This is a genomic window from Rhizobium sp. NLR10b, assembly GCF_019685435.1.
In the GTDB taxonomy this organism is placed as follows: Bacteria; Pseudomonadota; Alphaproteobacteria; order Rhizobiales; family Rhizobiaceae; genus Rhizobium.
The window spans coordinates 1-20806 of record NZ_JABDWV010000011.1 but is presented as its reverse complement, the minus strand read 5'-3'; the positions used below and the strand labels follow the sequence as shown (position 1 = coordinate 20806).

The following is a 20806-nucleotide window of genomic DNA, read 5'->3' as shown; positions in this document are numbered from 1 at the left end:
TGCCGCTAGGCGTCCAGCCAGACGCGCGTTGCGACGTAGCCGTTCGACATGTCGTTGCCGATGTCGTGGACATAACCCTTCACCTGCTTGGTGGAGGCGTTCACGAAGTCGTTGAACATCGGCAGGATCACGCCGCCTTCGTCGCGCACCATCATTGCCATGGTGCGATACATGTCCTTGCGCTTGGCTTCATCAAGCTCGGCGCGCGCCTGCAGCAGCAGCTTGTCGAAGTCGGGGCGCTTGAACTTGGTGTCGTTCCAGTCCGCCGTCGAGAGATAGGCGGTGGAATACATCTGATCCTGTGTCGGCCGCCCGCCCCAATAGGAGGTCGAGAAAGGCTGGACGTTCCAGACGTTGGTCCAGTAGCCGTCACCCGGTTCGCGCTTCACCTCGATGTCGATGCCGGCCTTCTTGCAGCTTTCCTGGTAAAGGACAGCCGCATCGACGGCGCCCGGGAAGGCAACTTCGGAGGTGCGCAGGAGAACCGAGCCGCTATGGCCTGACTTCTTGTAGTGGAAGGCAGCCTTGTCGGGATCGTAGGTGCGCTGCTCGATGCCCTCGGGGAAGAGCGCATAGGTGCTGTTGATCGGGAAATCGTTGCCCACCTTGCCGTAACCGCCGAGGATCTTCTGCACCATGGTTTCGCGGTCCATGGCATATTTGAGCGCCAGGCGCAGGTCGTTATTGTCGAACGGCGCCTTGTCGCAATGCATGATAAAGACGTAATGGCCGCGGCCGGCGGTCGAGAGAATCTCGACGTTGGGTGCGCGCTTCAACAGGTTGACTGTCTTCGGGTCGACACGGTTGATGTAGTGCACCTGTCCGGACGAGAGCGCGGCGATACGGGCGGTGGCGTCGTTCATGCCGATGATTTCGATGGAATCGACGTAACCCCGGTCGGAGCGCCAGTCGTCCTTGTTCTTTTCGAAGGTGGCGCGCACACCGGGCTCGAAGCTCGTCAGCTTGTATGGGCCGGTGCCGATCGAGGCAAGCGGATCGTCGACGCCGCCGTTCGGCTGAATGACCAGATGGTAGTCCGACAGCAGCAGCGGCATGTCGGCATTGCCTTCGCTGAGCGTCAGCACGAGATTGCCGCCGTCCGCCTTGATCTCTTTGATCGAGCCGAGGACGCCGAGCGCGCCGGACTCCGACTTTTTGTCGGTGTGGCGATTCAGCGTCGCGACGACGTCGTCGATCGTCAGTTCCTTGCCATTATGGAACTTGACGCCCTTGCGGATCTTGAAGGTCCAGGTCACCGCGTCCTTCGAGGGCTCCCAGGATTCGGCGAGCGCCGGCACGGCGGCACCCGTCAGCGGGTCGGATTCGACCAGCATGTCGCCCCAGCAGCGGCCGACGCAGAACATGAACTGCGACAGGAATTTCGCCGGGTCCTTGGAATCGGTGGCGGCACCGCCTTCGAGGCCGAGCTTCAGGTGGCCGCCGCGCTTCGGTTCGGCGGCTTCGGCGCTTTCGGTGAAGAGCTTGTCGGCGACGGCAAGTGTGATGCCGGCCGCCATGGCGCGTCCGATGAATTCGCGGCGGCTGAGCCCGCCTGCGGTGACGCGGCTTGCGAGATATTTCGTATAGTCGTTCATTCCCCAGTTCCTTCTTTGGTGCGTTGACAGAACTTCCGGGCAGGATCGCAGGCGGTTTCCTCTCCACCTCCGGTGCCCGCATCATGCGGGAAAACATTGCGGTTGTTGCCGCCTTCTTATCGTCCTTTCCAAATGGGGCTTCGCTTCTCGGCGAACGCCCGCACGCCTTCCAATTGGTCTTCGCTCGAATAGAGCCGGTCGACTGTCGCAAACTGCCGCTTGGTGATTTTGTTCATGGCAGTCTGGAACGTCGAACCTTCCGCTTCGCGCACGATTTCCTTGATCGCCGCATAGACGAGCGGCGGCCCGCTTTCGAGCAACCGGGCAAGCTCCCAGGCTCTTTCCATCAGCCGGTCGGCCGGTAGAACCTCGTTGACGAAACCCCAGCGATGCGCCTCGTGAACATCGAGCCAGCGTCCCGTCAAAAGCATGTCCATGGCGATGTGATAGGGGATGCGCTTCGGCAGTTTGATCGAAGCGGCATCGGCGACCGTGCCCGAACGGATTTCCGGCAGGGCGAAGGTCGCATGCTCGGCGGCGATGATCAGATCGGTCGAAAGCGCGATCTCCAGCCCGCCGCCGCAACAGATGCCGTTGACTGCACAAATGACAGGCTTGTTGAGGTCACGCAGCTCCTGCAGCCCGCCGAAACCGCCCACCCCATAGTCACCGTCGACCGCGTCACCAGCGGCGGCGGCCCTCAAATCCCATCCGGCGCAGAAAAATTTCTCGCCCGCACCCGTGACGATGGCGACGCGCAATTCAGGGTCGTCGCGAAAATCCCGGAAAATCAATCCCATGACGCGGCTGGTCGCCAGGTCGATGGCGTTCGCCTTCGGCCGGTCGATGACGACTTCCAGTACTGCGCCGTCACGTCGTGTACGAATGTGGTCGCTCAAACTATGCTACCTCCTTCGCCGTATGAGAGCATCGACTGCAACAACACCGCGCCCCTCGGGAAGAACCATCAGGGGATTAAGGTCCAGTTCCTCCAGGCGCACCGCATTCTTTACGACATATTCTGCCGTAGCTGCGACGGCGTCTATAGTGGCTTCAATATCGCCGCGCCGGCGTCCGCGATAGCCATGGATCAACTTTGCGATTTTAAGGCATGAAATCGCCGCACAAATATCGGCTTTCGTCGCCGGAAGCGGCAGGATGACGGAATCTTCGAGCAGTTCGACGAAGATTCCGCCCGCTCCCAATGTCAGCGACAATCCGAAGACCGGGTCGCGGCTGGCGCCGACAATGAGCTCGGCGACCGGCGGATCAATCATCTTCTCGACGAGATAACCGCCATTCGGCGGCATCGCCGCCGCCGCATTCGACACCGCCTCTGAATCTTTGAGGTTGAGTACGACGGCGCCGGCCTCGGTCTTGTGCGCAATGCCGAGACCCTTCAGCACGACGGGAAAACCGAGCCGCTCGGCCTGCTCGGCGGCTTCACGGGGAGAAAAAGCCTGCAGCCCCCGGGGAACAGGAAGGCCGCAGGCAGCAAGTTCCGTCTTCGCATCGGCTTCCGTCAGCGTCTCGATTTCGCCGTCCATGGGCGGCACGTCGAGCAGCGGCAGGGGAGGCGGGCGATCCCAGACCTTGCCAATACCGGCGGCGACTTCCGCTGCTATGATAGCTTCGTCGATGCCGGAGAAGGCGACGATACCATTCGCCATCAGCCGATCGGCGATCGACTCGGGCATGTTCTCGGGAAGGGTCGCCAGAAGGCCGGCCAGCGCACCGGTGGCAGAGGCCGCGGCGATAACCGCGTCCGCCGTCGTCGCCCATTCGGCCGCATCGCAGCGGTCCCCGCGCGGAAAATCAAGGACGACGAGATTGAGGGCATAGCCGCCGTCGAACATGGCGCTGAAGGCTTCGGTCTGGCGTTCGAAATCGCCCCAGACGAAGGTATGGTAGTCGAGCGGATTGGAAAGCGCCACCATCTCGCCGAGAACCTGTCGCAGACGCGGCAATTGCTGCGGCTGCAGGGGTGGGAATTCTATCCTGCGGCCGACGGCGGCATCCGCCATCAGCGAAGCCTCGCCACCGGAGCAGCTCATGGATGAGATCGAATGGCTTGGCAGAGGGCCTGCGACATGCAGCAGCTTCAGGGTTTCGATGAGCGCCGGCAGGCTCTGGACACGGCCGATGCCGAGGCGGGCGAGCACGGCATCCGCCACGCCATCGCTGCCGGCAAGCGAGGCGGTGTGCGACACGGCCGCCTTTTTAGCCTGCTCGGACCTGCCCACCTTCAGCAAGACGACCGGCTTCTTCGACCGGCGGGCGATGGCGGCAAGGCGCTCGAGGGCCGAGAGGTCGCCGAAACCTTCCACATGAAGGCCGACCGCCGTGACGCGCCGATCCTCCATCAGTGCGCAGGCGATATCGGCAAGCGATGTCTGCGCCTGGTTGCCTGCCGTCACCATATAGGCGATCGGCAGGCCGCGGGCCTGCATGGTGAGGTTGAGGGCGATATTGGATGACTGTGTGAGGATCGCGACGCCGCATTCGATGCGCTTCATGCCGTGCTGGTCGGGCCATAACAGGGCGCCGTCGAGACTGTTGATCAGCCCGTAGCAGTTCGGCCCGAGAATCGGCATGTCGCCCGCCGCCTCCAAAAGGGCTTGCTGCAGTTCGGCGCCGTCGGCAAGTTCCGCCGTCGCCTCGCTGAAGCCCGATGCATAACAGACCGCTCCACCGGCGCCCGCCCGCGAAAGGCTGCGCACGATCTCGACGGTGAGCGTCCTGTTGACGCCGACGAAAGTGGCGTCCGGGGCAGAAGGCAGATCGGATACGGAGCGGTAACACCGCCGTCCAAGCACCTCGTCGAGTTTGGGATGGACGGGCCAGATCGCGCCTGAAAAGCCCATGCGGTCGCATTGCTCGATCACCCTGCGCGCCTCGCGGCCGCCGAAGACGGCGATCGTTTGCGGTCTGAGCAGGCGGTCAAGCGGGCGAGATGTCATCGGCTCATGCTCCCAAAGGCCGGAGCAGGTCGCGGCTGATGATGTGCCGCTGGATCTCGGAGGTGCCGTCCCAGATGCGCTCGACGCGTGCGTCGCGCCAGAAACGGGCAAGCGGCAGGTCGTCCATCAGGCCCATGCCGCCATAGATCTGGATCGCCTCATCCGTCACGTGGGCAAGCATTTCGGAGGCATAGAGCTTGGCCGAAGCGATCTGCCGGTCGGCGGCAAGGCCGGCGTCGAGCCGCCAGGCGGCCGCAAGCGTCAGCCAGTCGGCCGCGTCGATCTCGGTGATCATATCGGCAAGCTTGAACGACACGCCCTGATTGGCGCCGATCGGCTTGCCGAACTGCTTGCGCTCGGCGGCATAGGGCAAGGCCATTTCGAAGACGCGGCGCGCCCGACCGACGCAGGTGGCGGCGACCGTCAGCCGGGTGCCGTAAAGCCACTGATTGGCGATATCGAAGCCGCGATGCACCTCGCCCAGCACCTGGGCTTCAGGAATGCGGCAATCTTCGAAGCTGAGCGTCGAGTTGTGATAGCCGCGATGCGAAACGGAATCGTAGCCTTTGAGGATTTGAAAGCCCGGCGTACCGCGATCCACCAGAAAGGCGGTGATCTTCTTCTTGATGCCTTTCGGCGTTTCCTCCTCGCCGGTCGCGGCAAAGACGATGACGAAATCGGCGACGTCGGCATGCGAGATGAAATGCTTCGTGCCGTTCAATACGAAATCGCCGCCATCGCGGCGGGCGGCGCATTTCATGCCGCGCATGTCGGAACCGGCATCCGGCTCGGTGATGGCAAGCGCATCGATCTTCTCGCCGCGCACCGCCGGCAGCAGGTAACGCTCGCGCTGTTCGCCCTCGCAGGCCATCAGGATGCCGGACGGTCGGCCGAAGAAAACCGTCAGCCCGAGGGAGCCACGCCCGAGCTCCCGCTCGACCAGCGTGAAGGTGACGTGATCGAGGCCGGCGCCACCGACCTCTTCGGGGAAATTGCAGGCGTAGAAGCCGAGTTCGATGCATTTGCGCTGGATCTCGCGCCCGAGTTCCGGCGGGACGATGCCGCTGCGCTCCACCTCGTTTTCATGCGGGTAGATTTCGGTTTCGACAAAGGCGCGAACCGTGTCGGCGATCATTTCCTGTTCTTCGCTGAGACCGAAATCCATGCCGCTCCTCCTATCGCCTCTGGCCGACGTGACGACCGGCGCCTTCGGGCAGCGTCAATTCCGAATGTGCCGCGGCGATCGCCTTGATCTTGTCGAGCACAGCGGCCGGCGCCGGCACGGCCCTGCCTGCCTTGCTGTCGACATGCAGCAGCATGTGCTCGGCGGTCGCGAGAGCCTCGCCCGACGCCGTGTCGTAGAGAGTGTGGAAGACATGCAGCCGCTTGTCATCGGCGGCCAGCACCTGGCAGGTCGAATGGATCGCCTGCCCGAGTTTTGCCTCGCCGAGATGGCGGATATGGCTTTCCACCGTATAGTAGCTGTGGCCTGCCTCGACATAGCCAAGGTCGACGCCGACGAGACGCAACAGGGCGTCCGAGGTGTCACCGAAAACCTGCAGATAGCGGTGCTCGGTCATGTGGCCGTTATAGTCGACCCAGGCAGGGCTTACCTTCGTTTCGACAAGCCGCAGCGGCTTCGAAGGATCGAAGGACGCGGCCGCGCTGCCGCCCCGCGCCCAGAGCGACTGCTCGAAATCCTTCAGCAGCTTGCCGGCGCCCCATCCCCGGCCGCCGTGGCCCCCCTTGAGAGCCTGGAGGATGCCGACGAGGTTTTCGTCGCGGATGCGTTCGAGCTCGCGAATCGAAAGGCCGGCGGCCTGCTCGTCGGATTGCCGGCCGATCTTTTCGATCAGCGCATCGTCGAGATCGACGACATCGGTGAGCTTGGTCCAGGGCCAGGCAAGGCAAGGGCCGAACTGCGCCAGGAAATGCCGCATGCCGGCCTCGCCGCCGGCGATGCGGTAAGTCTGGAACAGGCCCATCTGCGCCCAACGCAGGCCGAAGGAATAGCGGATAACGTCGTCGAGCGTCTCGACGGTGCAGATATCGTCATGGATGAGCCACAAGGCCTCGCGCCAGAGAGCTTCCAGCAGCCGGTCGCCGACAAAGGCCTCGATCTCCTTGGCGATGTGGACGCCCTTCATGCCGATCGGCGGCAGTCTGTCCATCGCCGCCTGGATGGTCGCCCCGGAAGTCTTCTCGCCGCCGACGATTTCGACGAGCGGCAACAGATAGACCGGGTTGTAGGGATGGGCGACGAAGAGACGTTCGGGATGTTTCATGTCGCGCTGCAGATCGGTCGGCAACAGTCCAGAGGTAGAAGAGCCGATCAATGCGTCGGGACGCGCCGCGGCGTCGATTTGCGTCAACACGCCGCGTTTGAGGTCGAGCCTTTCCGGCACGCTTTCCTGAATCCAGTCGGCATCGGCAACGGCTTCCTCGAGCGTCCCGCAAAAGGTCAGCCTGCCGCGCGGCGGCAGCGGCGCGCCGGTCAGCATGGCATAGGCCTTTTCGGCGTTGGCAATCACTTCGCCGACGACGCGGCCCGCCTCCGGGTGCGGATCGAACACATCGACGTCGATGCCGGCGAGCAGGAAACGGGCAATCCATCCGCCGCCGATGACGCCGCCGCCGATACAGGCCGCCTTGCTGATCTTGGTCATGATATCCTCAGCGTTTCGTCAATTTCAGCTTCTTGCGGACATCTTCCGGACCGATGATCCGCGCGCCCATGCCTTCCACCACCTGCACCGCCTTTTCGACGAGCTGCGCATTGGTGGCGAGCTGGCCCTTGCCGATGAAGAGATTGTCCTCCAGGCCAACACGCACATTGCCGCCGGCAAGAACCGCCGCAGCCGGATAGGCCATGGCGTTGCGGCCGATCGAAAAGGCCGAGAAGGTCCAGCTTTCGGGCACATTATTGGCCATCGCCATGAAGGTGTTGAGATCGTCAGGCGCGCCCCATGGAATGCCCATGCAGAGCTGGATCAGCACCGGGTCTTCGATCAGCCCCTCCTCGGCGAGCTGCTTGGCGAACCAGAGGTGGCCGGTGTCGAAGGCTTCGATTTCGGGCCGCACGCCAAGAGCCGTCATCTTGCTTGCCATCGCCCGCAGCATGGTCGGCGTGTTGGTCATGACATAGTCGCCGAGGTTGAAGTTCATCGTGCCGCAGTCGAGCGTGCAGATCTCCGGCAGGCACTCGGCGACATGGCTGACGCGCTCGCTGGCGCCCGCCATGTCAGTACCCCTCGCATTGAGGGGAAGGGGGCTTTCGACATCGCCGAAGATCAGGTCCCCGCCCATGCCGGCAGTGAGATTGAGGACGACGTCGACATCGGCCGAACGGATGCGGTCGGTGACCTCTTTGTAGAGATCGTTGCGGCGGCTGGCCGCCCCCGTTTCCGGATCGCGGACATGGCAGTGAACAACGGCCGCCCCAGCCTTGGCGGCGTCGATCGCGGAATCCGCGATCTGCTTGGGAGTGATGGGAACGTGGCTGGATCTGGAAATCGTATCGCCGGCACCGGTGACGGCGCAGGTGACGAAGACATCGCGGTTCATCGCTAGAGGCATGTTTTTGTTCTCCCAGTCTTGTCTCCATTACGCGACAGCATCGAGGAGGATGCTTTGCACTTTCAGAAGATCTTGATACATTATCAGAACTCATGGAGGTGGCCTTGCTGCAGCGATCAACGGAACGGCTCGATATCGACCTTCTCGTCCTGCCGGATACCAACCTGATCCTGATCGCGTCGGTCATCGAGCCGCTGCGCGGCGCCAATCGCATCTCCGGCAGCGAACTCTATCGCTGGCGGCTGCTGACGCCGGACGGGGCGCCGGTCCCGACCACCAGCCATATCGCCATTCCGGCCCAAGGCACCTTCAGGGCAACGAGCGAGGAGACGCCGCTTTTCGTGCTGGCCAGTTACAACTGGCACCAAAGCGCAACGCCGGCGCTGAAGATGCAGCTCTCGCAGGCCGCCCGCCACCGCACGGTCATCGCCGGCATCGAATCCGGCACATGGCTGCTGGCCGAAGCAAGCCTGCTCGACGGATTGCCGGCGACCGTCCATTGGGAGGATTACGAGGATTTTGCGCTCGCCTATCCGGAGGTGCGGGCCGTCAAGGATCGTTTCGTCATCGACGGCAAGCGGCTGACGACATCAGGCTCGCTTCCGACCGTCGACCTGATGCTGGAGATCATCCGGCAGCGCCAAGGTTATTCGCTGGCGCTCGAAGTCAGCCGGCTGTTCCGCTACGAGCAGCCCTCCTTTCATGCCGAAGAGCCGCTTTCCGCCGCCTCGCCAGGATTGCGCATGCACGATCCCCGCGTGGCGCAGGCGGTGCGGCTTATGGAAGAACATATCGAGCAGCCTCTGATCCTGGCGCGGATCGCCCGAAGGGTGGGCATCAGCGCCCGGCATCTGCAGGATCTCTTCCAGCAGAGCATCGGCGTGCCGCCGCATGTGCATTATCTCGCGCTGCGCCTGAACGCGGCGCGCCGCAAGGTGATCGAGACGACTGCCTCCTTCGCCGACATCGCGGCGGCAACCGGCTTCAATTCGGCCTCGGCCTTTGCCAGAAGCTACCGGGCGAGTTTCTCCGAAAGCCCGTCCGAGACCCGGCGCCGCCTGCGCCGCCGCATCACGCCATCGGCAGCGGCGACGTAGGCTGGAACGCGTCCCGGATCATCTCGGCGAGCTCGCGGATGGCTTCGGTGGAACGGTAGGTGCTGCGGCGGAGCACGACCTTTGAGGAATCAACTGGCGGGAAACCATCTTCGGCGGTCAGCTCCCGGCAGCCGGGCGGGATGCTGCTGCGGGAAAGTGTTGTCACGGCAAGGCCCGCGGTCAGCGCATTCTTCAGTCCCGATCCCGTATCGGCGATGAAAGCGATGCGGTAGTTGCGGCCGATCTGCTCCAGCGACCGGAGCGCAAAATCACGTGACCAGGTGGAGTTGCGATAGGTCGCAATGGGGAGGGGGTCGAGATCGTGCAGCCGGTGGACCATCGAGGTGACCCAGACTGTGGGATCGATGCAGATGACCTCACCTTTCGTCTGGTCGCTCCAGTCGAAAACGACGGCCAGATCGAGTTCGTCCCGCTCCAGAGCGGCAAGGTTGCGCGACGTATAATCACAGGAGACAGTGACCTCGACGGCCGGGTGACGCACAGCGAAAGCCGCAAGCGCCGCGGGCAGAACCGTCTGGCTGTATTCCTCGGGAATTCCGATGCGCACTGGCCCGTCCAGCGGCTTGCTGCGGATCGTCGCGGCGGCCTCGTTCAGCAGATCGATGACCCTGCGGGCATAGGGCACGAGCTGTATACCCGGGCGCGTGAGTTGCACGCCGCGGGCGCCGCGCTCGAAGAGGGGCTCGCCGATCGCCGCCTCGAGCCTCTTGATCTGGGTGCTGACGGCCGATTGCGTGCGCCCGATTCGCTGCGCGGCCGCGGAGAAGTTCGACGTCTCGGCCACGACCAAAAAGGTTCTGAGAAGGTCGCTTTCGATAGCCTCGTGCATTGGCAAGCCATAGAAAAACTCGATGATAGCCATCACTACTATTCGTTTGTCTAATGTCAATTGCTGGCGCAGAAATGGGCGCCGTTCGACTTCCTTCATTGAGACCATCCGCGTGACCATTGAAAATCCGGCCAGAGACCTCGCAGGCAGCGAGCACGAGAAGGGTGTGCTTCTCATCATTGCCGCGACCCTTGCCTGGAGCGCGAGCGGTGTTTACTCGCGGCTCCTGACCACCGACGTGTGGACGGCGATCGCCTGGCGGTCGTTGTTCGGAGGCCTGTTCCTGCTGATCCCCTGCCTTTTCCTCGAAGGGGGCATCTCGCGGCGGCAATGGCGCTCTGTCTTCCATCCGTCGGGACTTGCAATGATCGCATGCCAGACCTTCAGTCAGGGATGCTTCATCGGGGCGCTTTACATGACCACCGTCGCCAATGTGACGATGATCTATGCGACGACGCCCTTCATCGCGGCGCTGTTCGGCTGGCTCATCCTCAAGGAGAGAGTGGCCAGGCGGACGATGATTGCCGGCGCCGTTTCCCTCTTCGGCGTCGGCATCATCGTCGCTTCGTCGATCGGCGGCGGCACGGGCTGGGGGGACCTGCTGGCGCTCGGCATGACGGCCTCCTTCGCGCTCGTCATCATCATTCCGCGCATCAGCCCCGATGTGCCGAGCCTGCCGCCAACCGTCGTCAGCGCTTTCCTCACTCTCGTCATCTTCGCGCCCTTCGGCTCGGTCGGCTCGCTCGATCTGCACAACTGGATCGTCCTTGCCGCCTTCGGCGCGACCAACTTCTCGCTGGCACTGGTGCTCTTCCTTGCCGGGGCAAAGCGGATGCCGCCGGCGGAGGCGGCGCTGATCGGCACGATGGAAATCGTGCTGACGCCCTTCTGGGTATGGCTGTTGTTTTCCGAGCAGCCGCCGATCGCCACCTATTTCGGTGGCGCAATCATCATCGGCGCCGTGTTCTGGCACACGGCGGTCGACTTCAACCGGGACCGCCGGCCGTAGGCGGCTAGCTGCCGCCTATCCTCCAGTCCACTGACGCGACGGGTTAGGCAGTGTTCGCTCATGCGCCGATGAGCGACCAAGCGATTGCCGTGGCGGCCGTTCCACCCGGCGGCACGGCTAGCCCTTTGCAGCTCCAGGTGGCCTTGGCCTCAATTACCAAAGAACGCACGAAGCTGAGCGAAAAACCCGCCTGGTTTGTGAGCCGCCATCTTTCGTACGCGGCGAGCTAGTGTTGCAGCGCTGACGCGTTCCCCGAAATGACAAAAGCAGACCAGGTCGTGCAATTGCTCATCGCTGAGTTCGAAGAACCGCCTGGCTTCTCCATAGCTGTCATTCTCCATTCCTGCCGCCCGCAGAATGGGATCAGCGAACGCAACAGAGATCGGAGTGTCGTCATCCCGCAACGCAAGCCGATCTGCAATCGGCTGATACTCGGTTTCGTGAAGCGTCTTGAGAAACGGCCTGGGGCTGCGTTCCAGACTGTCGGCCCACCGTTCAAGCCGTTCGCGCCTCGTCATTTCAAGGCGATTATAGGTCGTGCTGACCTTCGCGATCGTTTTCAACTGCTCGAGTGCATGCTGTTCCATTTCGGCCTCCTATCCCGGAAAAATAGATGGTCCGCTCCCAAAAACAGCCTCGCTCAGGTCACAGCCGAAGTCCAATCACGATTGAAAACGACATCTGCCGCGGGCCAAAAGATGTGATTACAGGTGCCACGAGTTTAGCAGGGGAAGCCCGACGGTTGCGATCCTATCATCCGGAGCGATCCGGAAAACTGCCGTATTCGCGAGGTCAATCTATCGTTTCCGCTGGAAGCCGTTGCGACTTGGCGGACTGTCGCCTTGAGTGTCACTCATGTCGTTTTTTTGGGCGCCGTTTTCGATCAGGCATGGTTTTCTGGTCATGTTCACGGCGCTGCCTCTTAAGCTGGCGACATGAACATGCGAGGCTGGCCAGCCGCCGGCGCGCTGCCCCGTAGCGGTGGTAGAACTGAAGTCCTGAAAGCGGTCGCTGGATTGACATCCGCAGATCGAGACGGATCGAAAGGAGGTTCTGGAGCCCGAACCAGCTCTTTGCGCAGCAGATCTCTGGATTGCGGCGGGATATGACGATCGGAACGACAGGCCAGACCTATCGTGCTCACTCTCTCCTCGATCCCGCCTGTCCCCGCCTATCTGCGAAATTCGAAATATCGCCCGATGCGGCGATCTGAATACCGGACTGCAGAGGAGGCAGGCCGGAGGAATAGTTGTCGTCGACTGCATTGGTTGCAGTTCGAGGCATTCAACACATGGGAGGAATCCATGAGCAAGAATAGAGGCGTCGTCTATCTCCGGCCGGGAAAGGTCGAAGTCCGCGATATCGACGATCCGAAGCTGGAAGCGCCCGATGGCCGCCGCATCGAGCACGGCGTGATCCTGAAGGTTATCTCCACCAATATCTGCGGCTCCGATCAGCACATGGTCCGCGGCCGCACGACGGCAATGCCGGGCCTGATCCTCGGCCATGAAATCACCGGCGAAATCATCGAGAAAGGCGTTGACGTCGAGATGCTCGAAATCGGCGATATCGTTTCGGTGCCCTTCAACGTCGCCTGCGGCCGTTGCCGCTGCTGCAAATCCCAGGATACCGGCGTCTGCCTGACGGTGAACCCGGCGCGCGCCGGCGGCGCTTACGGTTATGTCGACATGGGGGGCTGGATCGGCGGACAGGCCCGCTACGTCACCATTCCCTATGCCGATTTCAACCTGCTGAAAATTCCAGATCGCGACAAGGCGATGGCAAAGATCCGCGATCTCACCATGCTTTCCGACATTCTGCCCACCGGCTTTCATGGCGCAGTGCGCGCGGGCGTCGGCGTCGGCTCGACCGTCTATGTCGCCGGTGCCGGTCCTGTCGGGTTAGCGGCTGCGGCTTCGGCTCGCATCCTCGGTGCCGCCGTCGTCATGATCGGCGATTTCAACAAGGATCGCCTGGCGCATGCCGCGAAGGTTGGTTTCGAACCCATCGATCTTTCCAAGAGCGATCGTCTCGGCGACATGATTGCCGAGGTCGTCGGCAGCAACGAGGTTGACAGCGCGATCGACGCGGTCGGCTTCGAGGCACGTGGCCATTCCGGCGGGGAACAGCCGGCGATCGTGCTCAACCAGATGATGGAGATCACCCGCGCCGCAGGCTCGATCGGCATCCCCGGCCTCTACGTCACCGAGGATCCGGGCGCCGTCGACAATGCCGCCAAGCACGGCAATCTCTCGCTTCGCTTCGGTCTCGGCTGGGCCAAGGCGCAGTCCTTCCACACCGGACAGACTCCGGTGCTCAAATATAATCGCCAGCTCATGCAGGCGATCCTCCACGACCGGTTGCCGATCGCCGACATCGTCAACGCCAAGGTCATCCCGCTCGACGATGCCGCCGCTGGATATGAAAGTTTCGACCATGGCGCGGCAACGAAGTATGTCCTCGATCCGCATGGAGAGGTCGCGAAAGCCGCCTGACGCCAAGGCCTGAAGACAAGATTTACGGCGCCGCGCCTATCTTCGCAGGCGCGGCGCCGTAACGGTCTGAACCGATCGATTGCCAGAGGTTTACGGCAGAACTACTGGATGCTGAACGGGAAATACTTGGCGTTGATCATGTCGTAGGTCCCGTCGGCCTTGATGGCCTTCAAGGCCTCGTTCAGGCGCGCAAGACGCTCCTTGTCATCCAGGCGCAAGGCGATCCCCGCACCTTCGCCGAAATAGGTGACGTCGACCAGATCCGGTCCCTTGAATTCGCAGCAGGTTCCCGCCTTCGTGTTGGCGATCCAGTCATAAATGGCAAGCTTATCCTCAAGGATGATGTCGACGCGCCCGTCCGACAGACCTTTGTATAATTCCGGCGAAGACCGGAAAACCGTCTTCTTCAACTCCGGATAGAGGTGGTTGGCATAGGATTCCTGCGCCGTGGACGATGTCACCCCGAGCCTTTTGCCGCTGAGGGCGGCAGGGCTGACGTCGTTGATCGGCGAGTCCTTGCGGGCGATGAACACCGACGGGCTGGTGTAATATTGCTCGGTAAAAGCGACTTTCTGGCGGCGCTCCAGGCTCATCGACATGGACGAGATGATCGCGTCGTATTTGCCGGCGACGAGATCGGGGATCATGTCGTCCCATTTTTCGATGACGAACCGGCATTCGAACTTGCCGGCGTCGCAAAGGGCATTGGCAATATCGATGTCGAAGCCTTGCAGCTGGTTATTTGCATCAAGGTAATTGAAGGGCGGAAATGCACCTTCGACCGCAACTCTCAGAGGCGTACGATCTTGCGCCGCCAGCTGCAGCGGCGAGGTGGCGGCAAGAAGGACGACCAAACCGCCCGCCATGAGCGCTGCGCGCAGTATAGTCCGAAAGGATAGACGCAACATCGTCGGAAACTCCTTGTGACGTAGTCTCCGCCATAGTGCGCCCCAGCCTTTAATTCTACGTGAACGCTTGTTTGTTACCGTCCACGAATGCGCCCGTGGTGGGTTCAGGGGTTTAGGCTTGCACATCGTTGTCCCTTCCAGCTCCAATTCGTTTCAGCAATCCTGGATCGCTTCAGGGAGAATTCTATTCCTGATCGCTGTCAGCGGACTCGGAGCGATCGGACTGGTCGTGCTTTCCGCACTCTGGGCGGGAACCGAGAGCGATGCGGCAGCCCTTGATCGACAACGCCAGCTTGTCAATGCGCGCCTCAGGGAACAGGTCGATCAAGTCGCGCATGTCATCGGCCAGTTCGGCAATGGCTACCTCTCCGGCGTTTATCCGGCCTCACGGGCAGCCGGAGTTTCCTCCAGCCTCGATACCGTTCTCACGGCGGCGGCCGGGAGTGCGATCAGCCACACTGCGATGTCGGCATTCGGCTATGACCAGGCCTTCGTCGTCGATGACAAGGCGCAGCTGATCATGCTGACCGACGGCGAAACCGAAAAGCGCTATCGCTGGATGAGACCGCTCTTTCTGCCTCTCCTTAAAGACGCGCGCCTGACGGCGAACCACGGCACCGCTTCCAGCGAACGGACCTCATCATCATTGGAAAGTCGAGCGGCCAACACCGCCCGCTCGAACCATGCACTGGCCAATCTGATGCGGCTCGAAGGCCGGCCGACGATCGTGGGCGTCGTTGCCGTCAACGAAGCGGCCGAGGGGCAACCACAGCCGATGCGGCAATTCCTGATCGTCGTGCGGTTTCTCGACGGCGCGGCGCTCGACGAGTTGAGCCGGCAGCAAGGCCTCAACGGCGCGCGCTTCGCGCGAACGGCCGACGCGGATGAAAACGAGGTTGCGTTCCAGATCGACGCAACGGCAAACGGCGAACCGATTGGCTTTATCGTATGGCGGCCTGATCTTCCTGGTTCGAGAGTGATCGGCCGCTTGATGCCGGCGCTTTCGATCGCCGCCCTGGTGATAGCGGTCCTGTTTTCGGTTCTGCTCGTGCGCCTGCGAAGCAGTCTCGGCGAATTGAAGAGAAGCGAGTTGCACGCCAGGCAGCTCGCCTTGCACGACGTGCTGACCGGCCTTCCCAACCGCGCCTTGTTCGCGATGCGGTTCGAGGCGTGCCTGGCCGATACACGCAATTCTGCCGAGCGGTCGGCCGTGGCGCTTCTCGACCTCGACCGCTTCAAGGCGGTGAACGACACCTTCGGGCATGCTGCCGGCGACGAACTCATCAGAATGGCTGCGGAGCGGATCCATGCGTTGCTTCGTCCGGACGACACGCTTGCCCGGCTCGGCGGGGACGAGTTTGCCCTGCTTCTCCGGAACATCAGAGATGATCAACTCTTGCCGTCCATTTGCGAAGCGATCGTTGCCGAACTCGGCAAACCCTTCCCGCTTTTGAGGGGCGAAGCGGTCGCCCGGGTCGGCGGCTCGATCGGCGTCACCGTCGTGCCGGATGCCGGGCGCAATGCCGACGATCTCATGCGTTATGCCGATGTCGCGCTCTATGAGGCTAAGGTGGGCGGAAGAGGTCAGTGGCGCGTCTACTCGCCATCCATGGACGGCGGCAGGAATGCGCGCGACGTCCTCAAGAACGAATTGCGGGATGTTCTGGCGAAGAGCGCGGCCTTGTCGGCTGGTGCTCCACAACCCGGTCCAATCGGCAACAGACCGGACTTCGGGTCGCTCGAGGTCTACTACCAGACAGTGCATCGCGCCGAGGGCGGATACTCCGCGTCTGGCGCGGAGGCTCTCGTGCGCTGGCGTCATAATCAGCGCGGACTGTTGACGCCTGCCAGCTTCATCCCTGCGGCCGAGGAAGGGGGCCTCATCGATGCCCTCGGTGTCTGGGTGCTGCGCGAAGCCTGCAGGGCTGCCTGCAAGTGGCCTGGAGACACCTTTGTGGCGGTGAATGTGTCTCCCTCCCAACTGAGAAGGCCCAACTTCGCCGAGGAGGTCTTCGCCGTGCTTGAAGAGACCGGCTTGCCGCCGTCTCGCCTGGAGCTCGAACTCACCGAGTCCTCGCTGATCGAGGATAGCTCGGATGTCTATTCGGTCCTGAAATCACTGCGCGGCCGCGGAGTTCAGATTTCGCTGGATGATTTTGGGACCGGCTTTTCGTGCCTCAGCCATCTTGTCCGCTTCGACATAGACCGCATCAAGATCGATCGTTCCTTCGTTTCCCAGCTGGGCGCAAAAGCCAACGGCGCGGCCATCATCGGCGCCATCGTCACGCTCAGCCGCAACCTCGGCATTTCGACGACGGCCGAAGGGGTCGAAACCGAATATCAAAGGGACTTTCTGGCCGCCCTCGGCTGCACCGACCTCCAGGGCTACTTCTTCTCCAAACCGGTTCCGCTTCGCGAACTCGACTGCTTCGGCAAACCCGGAAGCAGCGCCGCCTTACGGACGATCGTTCCAGGAGCCATTGCCTGACCATCTCCTGATCTTCCGGCCGTCGGGAACTTTCGCTCCGGGCAGCGGTTCGCGCCCAAAGACGAACGGAGGATGCGATGGGCGAGATCGGCGAGTGGCGGCACCTTTGCGTCGACATGCAGCGGATGTTTGCCGAAGACACGCCATGGCACGTTCCATGGATGGCCCGGATCTCCCCTCAGATCGAGGAACTCGCCGGCCGCTATCCAGCCCGAACGATCTTCACCCGTTTCGTGCCACCCCAGCATGCGGACGCGATGCCGGGAAAATGGCGCGATTATTACCGGAAATGGTGGATGATGACAGGCGAACATCTTCCGCGTGGCCTCGTCGAACTGGCTTCCTCGCTCGCCTCGCATGTTCCGCCGGCAAGATATTTCGACAAACGCACCTATTCCCCCTGGATCGACGGCCGCCTTCATAACATCCTGCAATCGGAACGCGTCGACACCCTTGTGATTACCGGTGGGGAAACGGACGTCTGCGTGCTTGCCGCTACGCTCGGCGCCATCGATCTCGGCTATCGTGTCATCATGCTGAAGGACGCCGTCTGCAGCAGCGCCGACGACACCTATGACGCATCGCTGGAACTTCTGCACGACCGCTTTTCCGTGCAGCTGGAGCTCATGGAAACCGATGAATTCTTGAGCGGCCTTGGCTGAGAAGCCTTTTCCGCGATCTTTATTGATGTGTATCAAGGCTGGTCTTTCCGCGCCGGCATACGTTTTCCGGGCAGCCTGTCCGAGGAGCCCGGCAGCGCGTGTTGTGGCAGGTTTGCGAGATCAACCGGTCCGGAGATAAGCAATGTCTTTGAAGCTGATCAGTGGAATGATGAAGTCGTCCGGCGAGGAAGCCCTGCTGGTTATGGATGCGGGCGGCACGAACCAGATGGTCGTTATCGACAGGGAGGCCCTTCTGGAGGTTGCCCAGCCGCCGCGTTGCGACGAAAGCCGGCTTCAGGAAAACATCGGCCTTTTCAGCCGGATTGCCTGCGCGAAATTCGATCGCGGCGATTTCGAGCGCGATGGGCGCATCAGAATTCATGCAGCCGACCTTGTCGCATGAGTGCCGCTCGCCTCCCTGACGTGGTGAGGCTCGCATAGGAAGCGGCGCGTCAGATCCAACGCGATCGAACGCCAAGCATCATCGCCAACGGCGAGATCATCCGCCTACGTCAGGAACGAGCCGGCGGCACCGGCGAGCACCGCGATACCGCTCACCATGGCGAGCCGAACCGCATAGCCAAGGCTTCCCGCGCTTGCTGCAAGCGCTGTTTTCGCAAGAAGATTGGCGAAGGCAGCAACCGCTATGGCTTGTGCAGCCGCATCCGCCGGCAGGTTCGGGAGCTTCGCGATCGAAAGCGTTATCGCATCGAGATCGCCCAGCCCTGTGATGAAGGCGACCACCCCCAGCGACTGGGTTCCGAAGAATTCCAAAGCCGCCCGCGTCACGATGGTGACGGTGGCAAGAAGAAGAGCAAAGCGCAGGACGACGTTCACCTCCAGCGGATTTTTAGGTGAAAAGTCGGGACTGTCACCGGCGCGCGGCGACAAGCCGGCCAAGCCACCGCCGATGGCAAGCGCCGCCGCACCCGGGCCGAGCAATGCCGCAAGCTCCGCCATCACCGCCGGTGCGATGACACCGCAAATCAAAAGCACCCGGCTCAGGGATACCGCCCCCGCCATCATCGCTCCGGCTGAAAGCAGCGGCGAGAGCGCGGGAATCTGCTTGGACTGTCGGGCAAAGGAAAGGGTCAAGGCCGTCGAGGAAACGATACCCCCACAGGCGCCCGTCAGGAGCAGTCCGGCTCTGGCGTCGGTGAGCCGGATCATGACATAGCCCACAAATGAAACCGCCCCCACGAATATGGTCAGCATCCACAGCTCGAAGGGGTTGATCATTTGCCAGGGATCGACCGCCTCATTGGGAAGAATTGGAAGAATGACGACGGTCATCGTCAACAAGATCAGGGCGGCTCTCAACTCGAGCCAGGTCAATTTCCGCAGAAATCCGTGCAGTGGCTCCCGCGCCGCCAGAAGTGCCGTCATTGCGACCGCGCTCGCCGCGATCGTCGTCATATCTGCAACGACGGCTCCGAAACCGAGCGCGAACACCGTGATCGCGGCAATGGCGCCGGTTGCGCTGTAGTCACCCTCCCGCAGCGCCTGCATGCGGCTGAAGACAAGGATCGTGATGCAAAAGAATACGAAGATGGCCGTCGGCAGGATCGGCCCCGCAATAGGTTGCAGGAAGCCGCAAAAGCCGCCGAGGAAACTCGAGAGGCCATAGGTCCGGATACCCGCCACTCTCTTGCCCGGCGGGGCCTCGCGTTCTTGCCATCCACGTTCGATGCCGACGAGTATGCCGATCGCAAGTGCAAGACTGAGGCGCTGGAATGCATCAGCCGTCACCAATGAAGTCATCATCCGAAGGTCCAGTTTTTGTCGGCGCCGCCTCCCGGAGATCTTCTGCCCGATATGCCATGAGCATGCATTTCCCTCTCCCTGTTCCTGGAAGCCATCCACACCCATGCGGCCCGGTCATTGCGATTGCTCAATCACCCCATCTGATTGTGCCGTTGCAGTGAGCAGAGTCCGCTTGATGTAGATCAACGAGATCTTTCGCCGCGACGATAATCTTGAACGAGACGAGAGGATTCCGCCATGGTCGATAACGCGCTTTTGATACCGGAGCAGGCGCTGCCTGCTTCTGCTAGAAATCTTTTCCTCGCCGCCTACAGACTGAACATCGAGGCGTCGCGGATGATGCTGCGTTGTCAGATCGAACTACTGACTTCATTCCGGCGTCGGCTTCAACTTTACGAGACCTTCCTGGACGACCTCGCCGAAAGTGCCGAACTGAACGATACGTTCGAGGTCGTGGCCGACTTTGCACAGAATGCCTTGGCCGAGGCGCCTCGAGAGACCGCGCGACTGGCCGGGATCTCCTCGAAAATGGGGGTGGTCTCCGCAAAGGTCGTGCGCAAACTGGCGGATGAGACGGTCAAGGACTTGGGCGCTCGAACCTGCGCTTGAGGCGTCCGCTCAGCCCGCTATCTCGTCTTCTGCTTTTTCCAGGGCTGCGTTCAACAGTTGGAGCGCGAACTCCTCTGCTGCCTTTTCGTCATCCGCGCAAAGCTTCAATGGGGCGCACCGCTCCTTCAGATTACGGATAAGTCTCCGGCGAAGCCTCGGGACCAGGCGCGATTCCGTTTTGGCGACAAGCTCCTGCAAACAGGTGACGGCAATCGCTTCGAACATGAGAAGCTTGCCTTCGACTTCACCTTGTGAAGGAATGGGCAACCGCTCGCCGCCCCGTTTGAAGTCTCGTTCCGTCGACAGCATTTACGGCCTCCTAACCGATGACAGGCCCTGCACCTCTCCGAATTCCGCGATCGGGACGTCCACGGCCACGCCTGTCAATCGAGAAGCAGCCTACAGGGCGGAAATCGATATCGCTTTGACGAAGGTCAAGGAACCCGGGGCGATGGTGACTATCCTTTTCCTATCCAACCAGAGAGGTATATCGACATGACCATCAGGACGGTACTCAGCATCCTCAGCGTTCATCAGTTCGAGGAAGATCTCAAAACCGCAATCGACTTCTGCAGCGCCCATGGCGCGCATTTGAATGCGCTGGTGATCTCCTTGGGAACTGCACCAACGATCGGTAATTATAACACCATCTCTTCTGTCTGGCTTGAGGAACGCCAGCGCGAGATCGACGCGCTCTCCGACAAGGCTGCGGAGATCAAGGATATTCTCGACCGAAGCGAGATCTCCTACGAAGTCCAGGACGTCTACACGGAATTCGCATGGGCCGACGAAG

Annotated in this window: 18 protein-coding genes and 1 pseudogene; 8 read left to right on the top strand and 11 right to left on the bottom strand. The window is 61.8% G+C overall.

Annotated features, from left to right (window positions below; all coding sequences use genetic code 11):
• Positions 1-5: 5 nt before the first annotated feature.
• The 6 genes from HJB91_RS18730 to HJB91_RS18705 form a co-directional block, all read right to left on the bottom strand.
• A complete protein-coding gene (locus HJB91_RS18730) occupies positions 6-1595 on the bottom strand; it encodes an ABC transporter substrate-binding protein (RefSeq protein WP_221155694.1) in 1590 nt (529 codons plus the stop codon).
• A gap of 116 nt (positions 1596-1711) precedes the next feature.
• A complete protein-coding gene (locus tag HJB91_RS18725; protein ID WP_221155693.1) occupies positions 1712-2494 on the bottom strand; it encodes a carnitinyl-CoA dehydratase in 783 nt (260 codons plus the stop codon).
• 6 nt (positions 2495-2500) lie between these two features.
• Positions 2501-4555, bottom strand: a complete 2055-nt coding sequence (locus HJB91_RS18720; protein WP_221155692.1) for an acetate--CoA ligase family protein — start codon at positions 4553-4555, stop codon at positions 2501-2503.
• A gap of 4 nt (positions 4556-4559) precedes the next feature.
• Positions 4560-5720 (bottom strand): acyl-CoA dehydrogenase family protein, encoded by a 1161-nt coding sequence (locus HJB91_RS18715; RefSeq protein ID WP_210633421.1) that lies wholly within the window; start codon positions 5718-5720, stop codon positions 4560-4562.
• Between the two features lie 10 nt (positions 5721-5730).
• Positions 5731-7221, bottom strand: coding sequence for a carnitine 3-dehydrogenase (locus HJB91_RS18710; RefSeq protein WP_210633420.1), 1491 nt, complete (start codon positions 7219-7221; stop codon positions 5731-5733).
• A gap of 7 nt (positions 7222-7228) precedes the next feature.
• Positions 7229-8131, bottom strand: coding sequence for a 3-keto-5-aminohexanoate cleavage protein (locus tag HJB91_RS18705; RefSeq protein WP_221155691.1), 903 nt, complete (start codon positions 8129-8131; stop codon positions 7229-7231).
• 104 nt (positions 8132-8235) lie between these two features.
• On the opposite strand from HJB91_RS18705, the gene HJB91_RS18700 reads away from it, so the two are divergent.
• Positions 8236-9228, top strand: a complete 993-nt coding sequence (locus tag HJB91_RS18700) for a GlxA family transcriptional regulator (protein ID WP_210633418.1) — start codon at positions 8236-8238, stop codon at positions 9226-9228.
• Here the strand turns inward: HJB91_RS18700 and HJB91_RS18695 are convergent.
• A complete protein-coding gene (locus HJB91_RS18695; RefSeq protein WP_221147272.1) occupies positions 9203-10078 on the bottom strand; it encodes a LysR substrate-binding domain-containing protein in 876 nt (291 codons plus the stop codon). The genes HJB91_RS18700 and HJB91_RS18695 overlap by 26 nt on opposite strands.
• Before the next feature lie 112 nt (positions 10079-10190).
• On the opposite strand from HJB91_RS18695, the gene HJB91_RS18690 reads away from it, so the two are divergent.
• A complete protein-coding gene (locus tag HJB91_RS18690) occupies positions 10191-11087 on the top strand; it encodes a DMT family transporter (RefSeq protein WP_210633417.1) in 897 nt (298 codons plus the stop codon).
• A gap of 149 nt (positions 11088-11236) precedes the next feature.
• On the opposite strand, the gene HJB91_RS18685 is transcribed toward HJB91_RS18690, so the two are convergent.
• The gene (locus HJB91_RS18685; protein WP_210633416.1) at positions 11237-11674 is read right to left on the bottom strand and encodes a hypothetical protein; all 438 of its coding nucleotides are present in this window, start codon (positions 11672-11674) and stop codon (positions 11237-11239) included.
• A gap of 717 nt (positions 11675-12391) precedes the next feature.
• Between HJB91_RS18685 and fdhA the strand changes: the two genes are divergently transcribed.
• Entirely contained in the window at positions 12392-13582 is a 1191-nt protein-coding gene (fdhA, locus tag HJB91_RS18680; RefSeq protein WP_020922845.1) for a formaldehyde dehydrogenase, glutathione-independent, read from the top strand.
• Between the two features lie 101 nt (positions 13583-13683).
• Here fdhA and HJB91_RS18675 read toward each other — a convergent pair whose 3' ends face one another.
• Positions 13684-14490: a transporter substrate-binding domain-containing protein gene (locus HJB91_RS18675; RefSeq protein WP_210633415.1), complete on the bottom strand. Its 807-nt coding sequence runs from the start codon at positions 14488-14490 to the stop codon at positions 13684-13686.
• Positions 14491-14608: 118 nt separating this feature from the next.
• Here HJB91_RS18675 and HJB91_RS18670 point away from each other — a divergent pair, with 118 nt between their 5' ends.
• The 3 genes from HJB91_RS18670 (at position 14609) to HJB91_RS18660 (ending at position 18043) form a co-directional block, all read left to right on the top strand.
• Positions 14609-16978: a bifunctional diguanylate cyclase/phosphodiesterase gene (locus HJB91_RS18670; RefSeq protein ID WP_221155690.1), complete on the top strand. Its 2370-nt coding sequence runs from the start codon at positions 14609-14611 to the stop codon at positions 16976-16978.
• Between the two features lie 77 nt (positions 16979-17055).
• Positions 17056-17640 (top strand): cysteine hydrolase family protein, encoded by a 585-nt coding sequence (locus HJB91_RS18665; protein ID WP_210633413.1) that lies wholly within the window; start codon positions 17056-17058, stop codon positions 17638-17640.
• Positions 17641-17782: 142 nt separating this feature from the next.
• Positions 17783-18043 carry a hypothetical protein gene (locus HJB91_RS18660; RefSeq protein ID WP_221147269.1) on the top strand — a complete coding sequence of 87 codons (261 nt, stop codon included), beginning with the start codon at positions 17783-17785 and terminating at the stop codon, positions 18041-18043.
• Between the two features lie 104 nt (positions 18044-18147).
• Here HJB91_RS18660 and HJB91_RS18655 read toward each other — a convergent pair whose 3' ends face one another.
• Positions 18148-19404, bottom strand: a complete 1257-nt coding sequence (locus HJB91_RS18655) for a DUF4010 domain-containing protein (protein ID WP_221147270.1) — start codon at positions 19402-19404, stop codon at positions 18148-18150.
• A 237-nt stretch (positions 19405-19641) separates the two neighbouring features.
• Here HJB91_RS18655 and HJB91_RS18650 point away from each other — a divergent pair, with 237 nt between their 5' ends.
• Positions 19642-20013, top strand: coding sequence for a hypothetical protein (locus HJB91_RS18650; protein WP_210633410.1), 372 nt, complete (start codon positions 19642-19644; stop codon positions 20011-20013).
• 9 nt (positions 20014-20022) lie between these two features.
• On the opposite strand, the gene HJB91_RS18645 is transcribed toward HJB91_RS18650, so the two are convergent.
• Positions 20023-20322: a hypothetical protein gene (locus HJB91_RS18645; RefSeq protein WP_210633409.1), complete on the bottom strand. Its 300-nt coding sequence runs from the start codon at positions 20320-20322 to the stop codon at positions 20023-20025.
• A 186-nt stretch (positions 20323-20508) separates the two neighbouring features.
• Between HJB91_RS18645 and HJB91_RS18640 the strand changes: the two are divergent.
• A pseudogene (locus HJB91_RS18640) lies at positions 20509-20806 on the top strand (universal stress protein); the annotation flags it as partial.